Genomic DNA, 14,766 nt, shown 5'->3' with positions numbered 1-14,766 from the left:
TGACACGAGCAGCCTGCACCGAGGTAGCTCGGTAGACTGAACCACTACCGGGGAGAAGGACGGTCGACCGTGCACAACGTGCTCTACCTCCGCGACCAGGGTGACACCGAACCTCGCGTGTTCGTAACTGCCATCTCTGACCGCAGCACGGCCGAACACATCGCAGTCCAGCTCTTCGACGACGGATTCGTGGCGACCTCCTGGGTGGAGGAAACGGCCGGACGCCGGTGGACCACTCGTCAAACGGTCCACGACCATGGATGTCGAGCACTTTAGGCACGAGCCAGCCTTCTCGAGCCATCCTGGTGTGATCTACTCATCCACCTGTTCAGGGGAGTCTGATTGACGCACCTGCAAAGGCCCTGTAAAGTTCCTAGTTGATTAGTTCAACTATAAGCTGGGGGATAGATGTTTAAGAAATTCTCTAAGCGTGCATTTGTCTCGGTTCTCGCGGCATGTGGCGTTCTTTTCGCTTCGCCGGCTTATGCTGATACGTCGAACGAGCCGAAACAGCAGAGCGGATACACCGTTGAGGTGGCTGGGGTCGAGTACAGTCCAGTACAAGCAAGGAAGATCTGGGCTGCGTGCGGATCCAACGATCCGGCTTCCAAACCAGTGCGAAAGTTCGAACGTAACGGACCTCCCGGGATTCGGGGAACCTCGATCCTGAGGTGCGGCCACGGAGGTGGCGGGTTCCACCACATCTATAATCGGCACCATCAGGACTGGCAACGCCTCGGGGCACGCGTCGGTGACCCCCAGTGGCGCTCGATTGCCGATTTTGCGATCGCACAGGCATTGAAGGCCCCGGCGAAGGGTGCCCCGACGCACAACACGAGCAAGGGCACCTGGAAGTACTGGACTCCTTTGCACGTGAGGGACAGCAACGGCAACATCGTCGACACGTACCGACCGGCAGTCGTGATCTCGGGAGCCAACGAAAACGTGATCACAGCCTTCCCAGCACGCTGATGAGTTGAGAGATCAATGAACCTCGATCGGACCAATGACCAAGAGCTGTACGACGAGCTGCTCAACCGTCTCAGCAATGAGGCGGGCGGACACGCCCGCGCTTCCGAGGACGGCAGTCGTATAGAGCTGAGCGGCTGGTGGGAGCAAGAACCACTGGATGAGACGCTTCGGTTGCACGTCACTCCTCGCTCGCTGGGGGAGCATCTCCGGGAGATGGAAGACGGCATCGACCTGGTCTTCCCGGATGTGCAGCCGGTCGTCGGTGCGTTGCAGTTGTTCCTAGTGCACATCGATGAGGCGATCGCTACCCGGAAATCCGGGGAGACGGAGCTAGTCGTGCGCGCTGATGGCGTGTGGAGCATTCCGCCTGATCGTTCCCAAGGAACGCCGTAGAGCTCCTAACGCATTGGTTGTGGGAGTCGGCGCCAGCAGATGAGGCTGGTGGCCAGGGTGAGGAAGCCGTTGTGGATGTCGGTGCGGCGCTCCCAGCGGGTGGCCAGGCGTCGGAACTGGTGCAGTAGTGCGAGGGTTTGTTCGATCACCCAGCGCACGGGTTGGTTGTTGTCCCGGGTACCACGGCGGCTGATCAGCGGTCGGATTCCCCGCTGTCGCAACAGAATCCGGTGATGATCATAGTCGTAGCCACGGTCAGCGACCAGAACGTCGGGCTTGCGTCGCGGTCGGCCAGGTCGGCCGCGCACGGGCGGGATGGCTTCGACCAGTGGGAGGAGTTGGGTGATGTCGTTGCGGTTGCCGCCGGTGAGGATGGCCGCGAGCGGCAGCCCGCGGCCCTCGGTGATGAGGTGGTGCTTGGAGCCGGTCTTGCCGCGGTCTACCGGGCTGGGGCCGGTCGCTGACCCCCTTTTTTCGCCTGCACATGGGACGAATCCACGATCGCTCGTGACCAGTCGATCTGACCGGCTGCGTGTAGCTCGGCGAGCAGCACTTCGTGGAGTTCAGCGAAGACGCCCGCCTCGTGCCAGTCCCGTAACCGGCGCCAGCAGGTCATCCCCGAACCGAACCCCAGCTCCTGGGGAAGGTCTTCCCACCCAATGCCCGTGATGAGCACGAACAAGATGCCTTGGAGCACCTGCCGGTCCGGCAACGGCTTCGGACCGGTCTTACCGGCCGGGCGTACCGGCAGCAACGGCTCGATGCGCTCCCACAACGCGTCCGAGACGATCCATGGCGCAGTCACACCAAGATCATCTCACATCAAGATCATCAATGTGTTAGGGCCTCTGAGCGGACAATTCAGGAATCCATGAAACGGCCTGTTTGTCGCGATCATGATGTGGACCGGGTGATCCTACCCCCGACGCCGCCGGCAACCGAGGTGCTGGCGCCTCACTCCGGTCGAGCTTGAGAACCCGACACCGTCGCACACGCACCAGCTCCGCGCGTCCACCAAACTCCGGTGCAGTCCCCGATCCCCCGGGGCTCGCCTCACGTCCTGCTGCGGGCTGCGGGGGCGGTGGTGCGTTCGTCCACGGCGAGGCGATCGGCGGGTGTCGCGGCGGGTTTGGCCAGAGCGAGCAGGACGGTCACAGCGATGTTGATCGCCAATGCCAGCAGTCCCGCGTTGATCCCGTTCCAGGTTTCGTGACCGGTCGCGACGAATGCCACCACTGTCACGACCCCGGAGATCAGCCCGCACGCGGCTGCCGGGGCGGACATCCGCTTCCACAGCAGGGACAGCAGGACGGCTGGGAGCAACTGCGCTATGCCCTGGTACGACAGGACGGACAACTGCACGAGCGTGCTGGGCGCGATGAAGGTGAAGATCAAGGCGGACAAGCCGAGCAGGAACGTCACGAGCTGGGAGAGGCGCTTCTGGTGCGGGGCGGTCCTGGGATGCGCACCCAGGATCGAGCGCCCCCACATGGTCCCGATGACGAGCATGAACACCGCCATCGGCACGATGGCCGACAGCGCTCCGGCCACGCCGACCAGGCCGACCACCCACGCCGGCAGCGAATCGACGACGAGCTGGAACATCGCGAGGTTGGAGTTCCCCAAGCCGGGGACGACGAACAGGGCTGCCAAGCCGAGCAGGATCGGCACGAACAGCAGCACCTGGTAGAGCGGCATGATCATCGCGTTGCGGCGCAGCACTCCGGGGCTCCGAGCGGCGAGGTAACCGGCGACCGTGGTCGGGAAGATGGTGTACACGACCCCGTTGAGCAGCCCTGTGCTGGCGAACCACAGCATGCCCAGGGACTCCTCGCCCTGGCCGGGCAGCACCAGCCATTGCGGGCGCTCGGTGGCCAGGCGCTCCATCATGGGGCCGAAACCGCCGAAGTAGTGCACCGGCACGTAGAGGAACACGAAGAGCAGCGTGAGGACCACGAGAACGTCCTTGAGCACTGAAACCCAGGCGCTGCCCCGCAATCCGGAGGCGATGACGAAGGCTTCGCTGACGACGAACGCGATCACGTACCCGACCCCGAGGCCGATCGTGCCGTAACTGATCGTCGACACGACCACACCCATGCCGGTGATCTGCAGCTGGATGTAGGGCAGCAGGAAGAACGTGGTCAGCACGGCTACAGCGGCGCCGAGCCACGGGGAGTTGAAGCGGTGGGCGACGATGTCGGTGATGGTGTGCAGGTGGTGGCGGCGGGCGTAGTTCCACAGGATCGGACCGACGACGTACCCGGCCGCGAAGCCGATGGCCAGGTAGGCCACGAGGTAGAACACGGGCATTCCGTACTCGTAGGACCAGCCGGCCGCCCCGAGGTAGCTGAAGCTGGTGTAGGTCTCCCCCGCCATGAGCATGAAGATGAAGACCACGCCGAGACTGCGGCCCCCGACCGACCATTCCGCGAGGTCGCGCTTGTCCCGCCCTCGCAGTGACAGCAAGCCGAGCACGACGGCGCCGAGCACGAATGCGGCCAGGATCCCGACCGCCACGATCGCCTCGGTGTGCATCACGATCCGCTCCCGTCCTTGTCTGCGATCCACAGCGGATCCTTGCGGGCGGCCAGCCAGATGCAGACCGGTGTGAGCAGCGTGGCGAGCAGGATCCAGGCCATGAAGAACGGAAGTCCCAGGATCACGGGTTCGATCCGGTTGTACAGGGGCAGTGCCAGCGCGTACAGCACGACTGGGCCCAACAACCACCACAACGATTTGCGTCCCGCGAACACGTCCCACCTCCGCGTGTCATCCGAGTGCGCATTCTGGTCGGCCCGGCGAGGGGAGATCGCACCGGGGCGAGTTCACCGGAGCTGGTCCAGCAGGATCAGAGCCAGCCCCTTCGTTCCGGCGATGAGGTCGTCGATGTCGATGTACTCGTCGGTGGTGTGGGACAGGCCGGTCCGGCCGGGGCCGTAGACGATGCAGTTGGTGATCCCCGCGTCCCGCGCGATGAAGCGCTGGTCGTCGCTCCCGGCCGAGATGAGCGTCCGCGGGTGCAGGTCGAGCGCGCGGACCGCCTCCTTCGCGCTGGTCGCGATCGGTTGGTCCTCGCTGACCAGGACCGGCTCGGTGGAGTATTTCTCGTGGTAGTGCAGGTGCAGGTCGGGATCGTCCTCGCAGACCGAAGCGAAGTAGGCCAGCAGTTCTTCGCGCGCTTCGTGCAGGGACTCCCCCGGTACGAGCCTGCGGTTGAAGGTGACCGTGCAGCGGTCCGGCACGATGTTGGTCGCCTCGCCGCCGCGCACGGTGTCGAAGGACAGGGTCGCCGAAGTGGAGCCGGCCGGTGTGACGTCGTAGCTCGTGACGCGGTGGGCCAGTTTCGGTTGCAGGTGCTCCTCGACCCGGGCGAGGGCGCGCGCCGCGGCTTCCACCGCGTTCGCACCGAGCTGCGGGGAGCTCCCGTGCGCCGACTTGCCGGTGATGGTGATCTCGCCCCAGATCGCGCCCTTGTGCCCGATCCCGACGCCGTTGGGGGAGAAGGGTTCGGTGATGACGAGGGCGTCGGTGTTGGAGGTGGTGATGTGCCCGGTTTCGACGAGGTAACCAGTACCGGCGTTGTGGACACCGGTCGTCTCCTCGTCCGGTACTGCGCTGTGCGTGATCCGGCCGCGCCACGGGACCTCGGCTCCGCGGAGGGCCTCAACAGCGATCACGGCTGCCGCGAGGCCGCTCTTCTGATCCGCGGTACCGCGGCCGTAGATCCGGTTGTCCACCTGCTGCCCGGCGAAGGGGTCGTGCTCCCAGCCGCTGCTCACCCGGACCACGTCGTAGTGCCCGTTGAGGTGAATCCGCTTTCCCGGTCCTTCCGGGCCGTCGAGGTGACCGAGCACGCTCGGCCGGCCCGCTCCATCACCGAGGGGAGCGAGTTCGCCGAGCCGGGAATCCGGAACGCGCACCGTCTCGGTGTTGTAACCGAGCTCTGCCAGCAGGTTCTCGTAGTACTGGCAGAACTGCTCGTAGCACTCCCCGGGAGGGTTGATGGTGGGAATGCGCACCATCGCGCGCAGCGTGCCAACCAATTGGTCGCTGAGCTCGTCGACGGCGCGGAGGACGCCGTCCTGTTCGGCCGTGCGGCTGGTTTTCTGCACCATGGCTGCCCTTTCCACGTTGCCGGGTCTGCGGAGGACGAGCTCCCAGGTGGACGGTCATGCGGGGTAGCCCTCGTCCACGAGGGCGCGCAACCCGGGTTGGTCCTGCTCGTCGACGTAGTCGCAGTAATACGCGTAGAGGCGCTCGCGGGCGAGCCAAGCGGCCTTCGGACCGTCCTGCTCGCGGATCGCGCCGAGCACTTGCTCGTGGTGGTGGACGGAGTTCCGCATCTGGGAGCAGTGGTCGGTGGCATCGGCCAGCTTGCTCCGCATCAGCGCGAGCGCTGTTTCCCGCACGGCGTCGCCGCACACTTCGAGCAGCGGGTTCCCGCTTGCCCGTGCCACGGTCTGGTGGAACTCGAAGTCCGCCTCGCTGAACTGGTCGAAATCAGCGCCGAGGTGAGCACGCATCCGTGCGTTGACCTGCTCCATGGCGGAGAGGTGCTCATCCGTCCGGTACTGCGCCGCGAGCAGGTTCGCCGCGCCTTCCACGATCATGCGGAACTGGACGAGCGCGGCGAAGTTGCCGTGCTCGATCGCGGCGAACCGAGCCAGCGTCTTCCGCAGCGGGTGGGCGGAAACGGGCATCACCTGCGGACCGCGCGGATCACCGAGGCGCGACTTCACGAGATCGGCGCTTTCCAGCACTCGCAGCGCTTCCCGCACGCTTGAGCGTCCCACCTGGAACTGCTCGACCAGCTCACGTTCGCTGGGCAGGCGGTCTCCGGGCTCGTACTCACCGTTGACCACAGCTCGTTCGATCTGCTCGGCGATCTGCTGATACGCCCGTACCGGCTCGACCGGGTGAAAAGGCATGGGAACTCGGTCCTGTCGCTTCGGGGGACGTTCCGACCGGTGCTGCGCGGGCACCGACTACGGGGACCGATCATGTGTTGGGTGGTTCGTAACGTCCGTCCACGGCGGTCCAACCGCCGTCGACGTAGAGCACTGTGCCGGTGACGTAGCTGGCAGCGTCGGAGGCCAGGTAGACGACGGCGCCCGCGACTTCGTCCGGCGTTGACCAGCGTCCGAGGGCGTTCTTGGTGGCGTAGGCCTGGTACCACTCCGGGTCGTCCTTGATCTGCTGGGTGAGCGGGGTCTCGACCACACCGGGAGCGACGGCGTTGGCCCGCACGCCGGCGTGGCCGAACTCGGCGGCCGCAGTTCGAAGTAGCTGCACCACGGCCGCCTTGCTCGCTGCGTACGCGCCTTGTCCGGGCTCGATGACCAAATGCCGGATGGAGGACATCCCGATGATGCTCCCGCGTTCGCGCTGCACCATGTTCGCTCCGAAAGCCCGGATCAAGTCGAAGCTGGAGCGCATGTTCAGCGCCGCCACCCGTTCGTACTCCTCCGGCGTGTAATCCAGGAGTCGCTTGCGCACGTTCGTGGCGGCGGTGAACACGAGGGTCTCGACGTCGGGGAACTCCGCGGCTGCCGCCAGGACCGACTCGGTGTCGAGCACGTCGAGCTGATAGGGCTGGGCTGTGCCGGTGGTGTGCTCCGCGGTCTCGCCAGCCGCGTCGACATCGCGGTCGGCGCAGACCACGTGCGCGCCGTGCGCCGCCAACGCGAGCGCTGCTTCGCGACCGATGCCGCTTCCAGCCCCCAGGACGAAGGCTTGTCGCCCATCCATGCGAAAGAGCCGTGCGTAGTCCACTGTGGTGCCTCCCGTTGCGGCCGTGCGGTGGCCCGCTGATGGAGTACCGAGGCGATGAGGCTTACCCACCGATACCGGTTTGCTGGTCTGACCAGCAACGGCAGGATGCCCGCAGTGCGAACGTGAGGTCAACCACAAGTATCGCGACTCATGCGAATGCAGGTACATTCCCTCGTTCTCGGCACGGCGAACGCGAACTGGCTGCCGGGGACGCGCTTCCGCGGGCCTCTCGGTGCGCTGCGGTACCGAGTTTCCGAAAGATCGTTCCTGCGGCGCTGCGCCGTTGTGGTTCACTTGTTGGATGGACCAGCGGGTGCGGGCCGTGATCGACGAGGTGGTGGCCCGGTCCGAGGAGCACGACTCGGCGGAGGCGGACCGACTGCGGCGTTGGCGCGTGCTCGAGGAGCCCGCCGGCCGTTTCCTCGGGGTCCTGGTCCGCGCCGCGAACCTCCGCGAGGTAGTCGAGATCGGTACCTCTCGAGGAGTGTCGACGCTCTGGCTGGGCGAGGCCGTCCGCACGACCGGCGGCCGCGTGGTCAGCATCGACGTCGATGCCGATGCCCAGCAGCACGCGGGGCGAAGCCTGGCTCGGGCCGGTCTGTCCGCCCTGGTCGCGCTGGAGGAAGCCGACGGCGGCGAGTACTTGGCAGCGTTGCCCGACGCGAGCGTCGACCTCCTGTTCTTGGACGCGGAACGAACGGAGTACACGGGGTGGTGGCCGCACCAACTCCGGGTGCTCCGGCCGGGAGGGGTCCTGGTGGTCGACAACGCGACGTCCCATCCGGACGAGATCGCCCCGCTCGCCGCCGAGTTGGAACGCTCCTCCGAACTCACCACGACCACCCTGGGGATCGGCAAGGGGGAACTGGTCGCGGTGCGCCACCGGTAGGTGGCCGCGTTCGAGCCCGTGATGCTCCTCGTCGGTCAACGCGTCGCGCAGTGCGCATCGGGCACGAGCTCGACCAGCGGGACCCGCGTCGAACCAGCATCCTACACGCGTGCGTTCGGTGCCGCTGCGCTCGGCATCGGAACGGGGCTTTCGATCGCCCGCACGCGGCGCCGCTCGGCCGTGCTCGCCGGTGCGTTCTTCATCGCGGTGATGCCCGCCAAAGTGCGGCTGGCCGTTTCCTGGTGGCGCGACGGCACCAAGCGCCTGCCCGCCAGGACCACCGGCGTCGTCCAGTTGTTCTGGCAGGTGCCTCTGGTCACCGAGGCGTGGAGGGCCTGGCGCAACGCCCCGAATTGACGCGGGTGCGGAAGCCCACCAGGCACCCGCCCCCGCCCAGTCGATCAGCGAACCACCGGGCAGGTCCGCCGAGACGGCGCTCCCCTTCGGACGGATCCGCCGGATCGCCGCACCCGTTCACGAGGCGCCGAGGACGAGGGCGATCATCGCGGGCAGCAGCAGGGCCACGAGCGCCACGGCGGCGAAGTCGAGCGAAACGCCGGAGCGCATCATCTTGGTGATCGGGACGGCCCCCGATCCGTAGACGATGGCGTTGGGCGGTGTGGACACGGGCAGGACGAAGCCGAAGGAGGCGGCGAACGTGGCGCACAGCGCCGGGACCACGGGGTTCACGCCGGCGGCTGCGGCCAGCGGGAGGACGATGGGGACGACGACCGACGCCGATGCCGTGTTGGACGTGGTCTCCGAGATCATCACGGAGAGCGCGATCGCGAACAGGCTCAACCCGACCAGGCTGGAGAGGCCGAGCGCTCCTGCGGAGGAGGTCGCCACGGTTTCGGCGAGGCCGGTGTCGGCGAGCTGCGCTCCGAAGATCATCCCGGAACCGAAGAGCAGGATGGTCCCCCAGTCGATCTTGGCCGCCTCTCCCCAGGTGAGGGTGAACTCGCGCCCGGCCCAGTTCGTGGGCAGCGCGAACAGCAACGAGGCTCCCAGCACCGCCACGATGCCTTCGTCGAGGTGGTCGTCGACGGCGTTGAAGGAGGGCGAGTTCTCCCCGGCGACGAGGGCCACGACCGAGGGGAGGATCCACAGGCCGACGGTGAGGCCGAAGGCGATCAACGTGTTCTTCTCGGGCCGGGTGAGTCGCCCGAGGCGGGCCCGTTCGGCTGCGACGTGGGCCTCGACTCCGCGCAGGTGCTTGATCTCCGGCCGGTTCAGCAGGAGCAGGAGCGCGGACGTGATCACGAGCATGGCGCCGACGATCGGTGCGGCCATCGCGGTCCAGTCCAGGAAGGTGACGGTGCGTCCGGTCGCCCGCTCGAGGTAGGCGCGGCCGATGAGGTTGGGCGGCGTGCCGATCGGGGTGAGCAACCCGCCGATGACCGCCGAGTAGGACAGCATCAGCATCAGGGCGGTCCCCAGGCGCAGCCGCAGCGGGTCGACCTTCTTGCCCGCGGGGTCGGTCGGCACCAGGCCGCTGATCACCGACAGCAGGCCCAGCGCCGTGGGCAGCAGCATCGCCACCGTGGCGGTGCTGGACACGAAGGCCGACAGCAGCGCCGTGACCACGCCGAAGGCCACGATGACGCGCGTGGAGGTCCTGCCCACTCCGGGCAGGGAGAGGATGCGGAAGGCGAAGCGGTGCGCGAGGCCGTGGCGCAGCATGGCTTGGCTGAGGATGAAGGCCCCGATGAAGGTGAACAGCGTCGAAGAGCCGAACGGCGCCATGACCTCGTCGGGAGGGGCCACGCCGAGCAGCACGATCGCGGCGACGCCCATCAGCCCCGCCACGGGGATGGGAACCGATTCGCACAGCCAGAGGACGACGACGCCGAGCAGGACCGCGGCGAGGCGGTGCTGGCTCGGCTCCAGTCCCAGTGGCAGGAGCAGGACGACGAGGCTCGCCAGGGGTGCCAGGAACATCCCGGTGGTGCGCCGCGCGCGTTCGAACCGCTCCTCGGCGGGGCTGAGGACTTGCTCGGAAAGACCTCGGTAGGTCGCTCCGGTCAGCAGGGCGGTGCCACCGGGGGTGGTGGAGTCGTCGGTGCCGTCGTCGCGCGAGGTCATGGCGGTCCTTTCGCCTCAGGGGCGCTCCGCGCAGCTGGTGCGGCCGAGGGCGCGGCCGGCTTCTCCGCCGACACGAGTGGGAACCGTAATCCAGGCCACACCTCGTGACAACATGTCATTGATAATTTATAAAACTAGCTGGAATGCTTCGGGTGCCGACGTGCTCGCCCCTGCTGAGGAGGTTGCGATGTTGCCGTTGGAGGGAGTCGTCGTGGTGGCGCTGGAGCAGGCGGTCGCCGCGCCGTTCGCGACCCGCCAGTTGTCCGACCTCGGTGCTCGGGTGATCAAGGTCGAGCGCGCCGCGGGGGACTTCGCACGCGCCTACGACACGACCGTCAAGGGCATGGCCAGCCATTTCGTCTGGCTCAACCGCAACAAGGAAAGCGTGGTCCTCGACCTCAAGGACCCCTCGGACCGCGCGGTGATGGAGTCGCTGCTCGCCGGTGCCGACGTGTTCGTGCAGAACCTGGCGCCGGAGGCGTCGAACCGGCTCGGCCTCGGCGGTGCGGAGCTCACCGCGCGCTACCCGCGCCTCGTCGTCTGCGACATCAGCGGTTACGGAAGTTCCGGGCCGTACCGGGACAAGAAGGCCTACGACCTGCTGGTGCAGTGCGAGGCGGGGCTGGTGTCGGTCACCGGCAGCGCTGACGAGCCGGCGAAGGCGGGGATCTCGGTCGCGGACATCGCCGCGGGCATGTACGCCTACTCCGGGGTGCTCGCAGCGCTCTACGAACGGGAGCGCACGGGGCGGGGCGGTGCCTTCGAAGTGTCCCTGATGGACGCGTTGGGGGAGTGGATGGGGTACCCGTACTACTACGCGACCTACGGTGACGCGGCCCCGCCGCGGACCGGTGCGCGGCACGCCGCCATCGCGCCGTACGGGCCGTTCACCGCCGGTGACGGTGCGCAGGTCTTCCTGGCGGTGCAGAACGACCGCGAGTGGCGGAAGCTGTGCGAGGAGGTCCTGCGCGATGCGCGACTGTCCACCGAGGAGCGCTTCGCCACCAACCCGGCACGGGTGCAGCACCAGGGGGAGCTCGCGGACGTGATCGAGCGCGCCCTCGCGTCCTGCACGGCCGACGAGGCGGTGGATCAGCTGGAAGCGGCGGGGATCGCCAACGCGCGGATGCGCACTCTCGCGGAATTCGCGCAGCACCCCCAGCTGGCGGCGCGGGACCGCTGGCGCGAGGTGGACTCGCCGGCCGGACCGTTGCACGCGCTGCTGCCGCCGGTGACCATGGCAGGACGTGAGCCGCGGATGGGGGCTGTCCCCGCGCTCGGTGAGCACACCGAGGAAGTTCGGGCCGAGTTCGACGGCCGAGCGGGCTGAACCGACCGATCCGCCGAGCCTCCGCGAGCGGGCGGGCGCCGCTTCCGGAGTGCCGGCGAGCCGAGGAAGGACGGAGGACGACGATGGCGGACCCCGCTGGCACCGAGCTCCTCCCGCTGGGACCGGACGAAACCGAGTACCGGATGCTCACCGGTGAAGGGGTGGGCGTCGAGAACGCCGCGGGACGGAGCTTCCTGGCGGTGGATCCCGCGGTCCTGCGGATGCTGGCCGCCACGGCCTTCGCCGACATCGCGCACCTGCTGCGCCCCGCGCACCTGCGCCAGCTCGCCGGCATCCTCGCCGATCCGGCGGCCTCGCCGAACGACCGGTTCGTGGCCAAGGACCTGCTGCGCAACGCCAACATCTCGGCCGGGGGAGTGCTGCCGATGTGCCAGGACACCGGCACGGCGATCGTGCTGGGCGAGCGCGGGCAGCGGGTGTTGACCGATGAGCGCGACCAGCGGCACCTCGCGCGGGGGATCCAGGAGACCTACGAGCGGTTGAACCTGCGGTACTCGCAGATGGCGCCGCTGTCGATGTGGGAGGAGGTCAACACCGGCACCAACCTGCCCGCCCAGATCGACCTGGAGGCCACCGCCGGTGCCGAGTACGAGTTCCTGTTCATGGCCAAGGGCGGAGGATCGGCGAACAAGTCGTTCCTGTTCCAGGAGAGCAAGGCGCTGCTGCGGCCGGAGCGGATGCGGGCGTTCCTCGAGGAGAAGCTGCGGTCGCTGGGAACTGCTGCCTGCCCGCCGTACCACCTGGCGCTGGTGGTCGGAGGCACGAGTGCCGAGCACGCGCTCAAGACCGCGAAGCTCGCCTCGGCGCACCACCTCGACGCGCTGCCGGAGCACGGCTCACCGCTGGGGCACGGGTTCCGTGATCGCGAGTGGGAGCAGGAGGTCTGGGAGATCACGCGGGAGCTGGGGATCGGCGCCCAGTTCGGCGGGAGCTACTTCTGCCACGACGTGCGGGTCGTGCGGTTGCCCCGGCACGGCGGGTCGCTGCCGGTCGCGCTGGCGGTGTCGTGCTCGGCGGACCGGCAGGCCAAGGGCAGGATCACCGAGGAGGGGGTCTTCCTGGAGCGGCTGGAGCAGGACCCCGCCGCGTACTTCCCGGACACCACCGAGGAGGATCTCGGCACGGGGGAGGCGGTGCACATCGACCTCGATCGGCCGATGGCCGAGATCCGCGAGCGGCTGTCCCGGCTGCCGGTGGCCACCCGCCTGGCGCTGTCGGGTCCGCTGGTGGTGGCCCGCGACATCGCCCACGCCAGGATCGCCGAGCGGTTGGACGCGGGCGAGCCGATGCCCGACTACCTGCGGGACCACCCGGTCTACTACGCGGGACCGGCGAAGACGCCGGAGGGCTGCCCCTCCGGCTCGTTCGGGCCGACGACGGCGGGCCGGATGGACTCCTACGTCGAGCGGTTCCAGGCCGCGGGCGGTTCGCTGGTCATGTTGGCCAAGGGGAACCGCTCCGCCGCCGTCACCGAGTCCTGCAGGCGGCACGGCGGTTTCTACCTGGGGTCCATCGGTGGTCCGGCGGCCCGGTTGGCCCGGGACTGCATCCGCGGGGTCGAAGTCCTGGAGTACCCGGACCTGGGCATGGAGGCCGTCCGGCGGATCGAGGTCGAGGACTTCCCGGCGTTCGTCGTGGTCGACGACAAGGGCGGCGACTTCTTCAGCGATCCGGCGGGGCCGCCGCTCACCATCGGCTCACGGCGGTGAGCAGCCGTCAGCGCCCCTCTGCGGCCTGGCGCGGGGTCGAGCGGGAGCGTCAACGCCCGCCGGCGGGGGTACCTTCGCCGCCGGCGGTCTCGAACTGGCGGAACGTCTCCTCGGCGGCCTCGGAGATGTGCTCGTGCATCAGCCGGGACGCCTCGGCGGGGTCGCCGCGGACGACGGCGCGCACGATCGCGTGGTGCTGCTCGCCGGAGCGCTGCTGCCGGTCGGCCAGGCTGATCGCCTGGAACGGGACGCCGTTCCAGAGCTTGTCGATGAACTCCAGCAGGTACGGCGAGCGCGCCGCGGCGTAGATGCGGTTGTGGAGCACGGCGTTGAGGGCGGGCACCTCGGCGTCACGTCCCGCGGAGACGGCCCGGTCGAGGTCCTCCAGCGCCGCTGCGATCTCGCGGTGGTCGTCCTCGGTGGCGTGCGTGGCGGACAGCTCCGCGGCCAGCGGCTCCAGCACCCGGCGCAGCCGGTAGATCTCGCGGGCCCGCTCCAGGGTGTACTCGGCGATGACCGTCCCCCGGTTCGGCTGCTGCTCGACCAGGCCCTGGCTGGCCAGGTGCCGCAGCGCTTCGCGTACCGGGGTCAGGCTCATCTCGAGGCTCCCGGCGAGCTCGTTGAGCGTGACGCGCTGCCCGGGCCGCAGCTCGCCGTTGCGGATCGCGCTGCGCAGCGCGTGGTAGGCGGCCTCACTCTTGGTGGGCGTGTGCACGGGCCTCAGGTCCACAGCTGACCAGTGTATTGAACGGGGGTTTCCCGGACCGCGAGCCGGCTGCCGGCCGTTACCGGACGTTGCGGCGGAGCCTGACGCGGTAGGAGTAGTGCTCGGGCAGGAAGTAGCTGACGGCGAGCTCCACGGCCTGCCCCGCGGTGCTGCGGTACATGCGGTCGATGCGCAGCAGCGGCCGGTGGGGTTCGCAGCCGAGGTGCCGGGCGGTGCCGGCGTCGGCCGCGGCCACGGTGATGCTCTGCTCGGCCTCGGCGATCGGGTCGGAGAGCCGGTCGTCGAGCAGCCCGATGATGGTGGCCCGGCTGCGGGCGCCGACCTCGTTCAGCTCGGGGACCTCCTCGACCAGGCCGCCCACGGCGGGCGGCAGGTGGACGGTGGTCAGGCAGAACGGGACGTCCTCGTGCAGCCGCAGGAAGGCGAGCTTGTGCACCCGGTCGGACTGCAGGTGCAGCCTGCCCGCGGCGTCGAGGTCGATCTGGCGCCGCAGCGGCGCGACGAGCTCGAGGGTGGTGTCCAGTGACAGGCCCATGAGGTCGTCGACGGATCCGAACTGGCGCAGGTATTGCTCTTCGCGGGGTGCGGCGAACGTGCCGCGGCCCGGCACCCGGTAGACCATCCCCTCGCTGACCAGGTCCTGGAAAGCACGTCGGACGGTCTGCCTGCTGACCCGGTGCGACCGGGCCAGCTCGGCCTCGGTGGGCAGGCGGACGCCGTCGGGGTACTCGTGCTGCAGGATGGCGGTGCGCAGCTGCCGCGCGAGCCTGGTGTAGGCCGTTTCCCGCCCGTTGTCGTCGCCGGTCGTCGCGGACATGTCCGCCTCACCCCCTCCTCGTCCACGACCGTGGTCGATGGCGCGGCT

General features: G+C 68.4%; 15 protein-coding genes. 6 read left to right on the top strand and 9 right to left on the bottom strand.

Translation table 11 applies throughout. From position 1 onward, the window contains the following. Window positions 1–408: 408 nt before the first annotated feature. On the top strand, window positions 409–972 hold the full coding sequence (locus ACVGV0_RS14910; protein ID WP_459156289.1) for a hypothetical protein: 564 nt from the start codon (window positions 409–411) through the stop codon (window positions 970–972). A 15-nt stretch (window positions 973–987) separates the two neighbouring features. Then, on the top strand, window positions 988–1,365 hold the full coding sequence (locus ACVGV0_RS14905) for a hypothetical protein (protein WP_459156288.1): 378 nt from the start codon (window positions 988–990) through the stop codon (window positions 1,363–1,365). A 5-nt stretch (window positions 1,366–1,370) separates the two neighbouring features. Here ACVGV0_RS14905 and ACVGV0_RS14900 read toward each other — a convergent pair. The 6 genes from ACVGV0_RS14900 to ACVGV0_RS14875 all read right to left on the bottom strand — a co-directional run bounded on the left by ACVGV0_RS14900 (window position 1,371) and on the right by ACVGV0_RS14875 (window position 7,140). Further along, window positions 1,371–2,170 (bottom strand): IS5 family transposase gene (locus ACVGV0_RS14900; RefSeq protein WP_459156287.1). Its coding sequence is split into 2 segments (ribosomal slippage): window positions 1,371–1,825 and window positions 1,825–2,170, totalling 801 coding nucleotides; the frame shifts between segments, so codons are not numbered across the junction. Window positions 2,171–2,418: 248 nt separating this feature from the next. Further along, complete coding sequence (locus ACVGV0_RS14895; RefSeq protein WP_459156286.1) at window positions 2,419–3,936, bottom strand: sodium:solute symporter family protein; 1,518 nt, start codon at window positions 3,934–3,936, stop codon at window positions 2,419–2,421. Continuing rightward, entirely contained in the window at window positions 3,903–4,121 is a 219-nt protein-coding gene (locus ACVGV0_RS14890; RefSeq protein ID WP_459156285.1) for a DUF3311 domain-containing protein, read from the bottom strand. Before ACVGV0_RS14890 ends, ACVGV0_RS14895 begins: the two co-directional genes overlap by 34 nt. 72 nt (window positions 4,122–4,193) lie before the next feature. Then, on the bottom strand, window positions 4,194–5,483 hold the full coding sequence (locus tag ACVGV0_RS14885; protein WP_459156284.1) for an ArgE/DapE family deacylase: 1,290 nt from the start codon (window positions 5,481–5,483) through the stop codon (window positions 4,194–4,196). Between the two features lie 54 nt (window positions 5,484–5,537). Next, a complete protein-coding gene (locus tag ACVGV0_RS14880; RefSeq protein ID WP_459156283.1) occupies window positions 5,538–6,296 on the bottom strand; it encodes a FadR/GntR family transcriptional regulator in 759 nt (252 codons plus the stop codon). A 70-nt stretch (window positions 6,297–6,366) separates the two neighbouring features. After that, window positions 6,367–7,140, bottom strand: coding sequence for an SDR family NAD(P)-dependent oxidoreductase (locus ACVGV0_RS14875; protein WP_459156282.1), 774 nt, complete (start codon window positions 7,138–7,140; stop codon window positions 6,367–6,369). A 301-nt stretch (window positions 7,141–7,441) separates the two neighbouring features. On the opposite strand from ACVGV0_RS14875, the gene ACVGV0_RS14870 reads away from it, so the two are divergent. Both ACVGV0_RS14870 and ACVGV0_RS14865 read left to right on the top strand, forming a co-directional pair. Further along, the gene (locus tag ACVGV0_RS14870; RefSeq protein ID WP_459156281.1) at window positions 7,442–8,029 is read left to right on the top strand and encodes an O-methyltransferase; all 588 of its coding nucleotides are present in this window, start codon (window positions 7,442–7,444) and stop codon (window positions 8,027–8,029) included. After that, on the top strand, window positions 8,030–8,386 hold the full coding sequence (locus ACVGV0_RS14865) for a hypothetical protein (RefSeq protein WP_459156280.1): 357 nt from the start codon (window positions 8,030–8,032) through the stop codon (window positions 8,384–8,386). It abuts the gene before it with no gap. Between the two features lie 117 nt (window positions 8,387–8,503). Here the strand turns inward: ACVGV0_RS14865 and ACVGV0_RS14860 are convergent, their stop codons facing one another. Continuing rightward, window positions 8,504–10,114 (bottom strand): SLC13 family permease, encoded by a 1,611-nt coding sequence (locus ACVGV0_RS14860; protein WP_459156279.1) that lies wholly within the window; start codon window positions 10,112–10,114, stop codon window positions 8,504–8,506. A 187-nt stretch (window positions 10,115–10,301) separates the two neighbouring features. Between ACVGV0_RS14860 and ACVGV0_RS14855 the strand changes: the two genes are divergently transcribed. Both ACVGV0_RS14855 and ACVGV0_RS14850 read left to right on the top strand, forming a co-directional pair. Next, window positions 10,302–11,444, top strand: coding sequence for a CaiB/BaiF CoA transferase family protein (locus ACVGV0_RS14855; RefSeq protein ID WP_459156278.1), 1,143 nt, complete (start codon window positions 10,302–10,304; stop codon window positions 11,442–11,444). 83 nt (window positions 11,445–11,527) lie between these two features. Continuing rightward, a complete protein-coding gene (locus ACVGV0_RS14850; RefSeq protein ID WP_459156277.1) occupies window positions 11,528–13,174 on the top strand; it encodes a fumarate hydratase in 1,647 nt (548 codons plus the stop codon). A gap of 49 nt (window positions 13,175–13,223) precedes the next feature. On the opposite strand, the gene ACVGV0_RS14845 is transcribed toward ACVGV0_RS14850, so the two are convergent. Next, a complete protein-coding gene (locus ACVGV0_RS14845) occupies window positions 13,224–13,904 on the bottom strand; it encodes a GntR family transcriptional regulator (RefSeq protein ID WP_459156276.1) in 681 nt (226 codons plus the stop codon). Window positions 13,905–13,959: 55 nt separating this feature from the next. Next, the gene (locus ACVGV0_RS14840) at window positions 13,960–14,718 is read right to left on the bottom strand and encodes a GntR family transcriptional regulator (protein ID WP_459156275.1); all 759 of its coding nucleotides are present in this window, start codon (window positions 14,716–14,718) and stop codon (window positions 13,960–13,962) included. Window positions 14,719–14,766 lie beyond the last annotated feature (48 nt).

The sequence above is a fragment of the Salinifilum ghardaiensis genome (genome assembly GCF_054491345.1).
Note: the sequence above shows the minus strand (reverse complement) of the source record. Positions and strands in the feature narration are given on the sequence as shown.

Excerpts from the sequence above, each read along its gene's own strand:
- ACVGV0_RS14840 (WP_459156275.1), bottom strand. The coding sequence starts at position 14,718 with ATGTCCGCGACGACCGGCGACGACAACGGGCGGGAAACGGCCTACACC.
- ACVGV0_RS14870 (WP_459156281.1), top strand. The coding sequence starts at position 7,442 with ATGGACCAGCGGGTGCGGGCCGTGATCGACGAGGTGGTGGCCCGGTCC.
- ACVGV0_RS14905 (WP_459156288.1), top strand. The coding sequence starts at position 988 with ATGAACCTCGATCGGACCAATGACCAAGAGCTGTACGACGAGCTGCTC.
- ACVGV0_RS14860 (WP_459156279.1), bottom strand. The coding sequence starts at position 10,114 with ATGACCTCGCGCGACGACGGCACCGACGACTCCACCACCCCCGGTGGC.
- ACVGV0_RS14880 (WP_459156283.1), bottom strand. The coding sequence starts at position 6,296 with ATGCCTTTTCACCCGGTCGAGCCGGTACGGGCGTATCAGCAGATCGCC.
- ACVGV0_RS14850 (WP_459156277.1), top strand. The coding sequence starts at position 11,528 with ATGGCGGACCCCGCTGGCACCGAGCTCCTCCCGCTGGGACCGGACGAA.
- ACVGV0_RS14910 (WP_459156289.1), top strand. The coding sequence starts at position 409 with ATGTTTAAGAAATTCTCTAAGCGTGCATTTGTCTCGGTTCTCGCGGCA.
- ACVGV0_RS14855 (WP_459156278.1), top strand. The coding sequence starts at position 10,302 with ATGTTGCCGTTGGAGGGAGTCGTCGTGGTGGCGCTGGAGCAGGCGGTC.
- ACVGV0_RS14885 (WP_459156284.1), bottom strand. The coding sequence starts at position 5,483 with ATGGTGCAGAAAACCAGCCGCACGGCCGAACAGGACGGCGTCCTCCGC.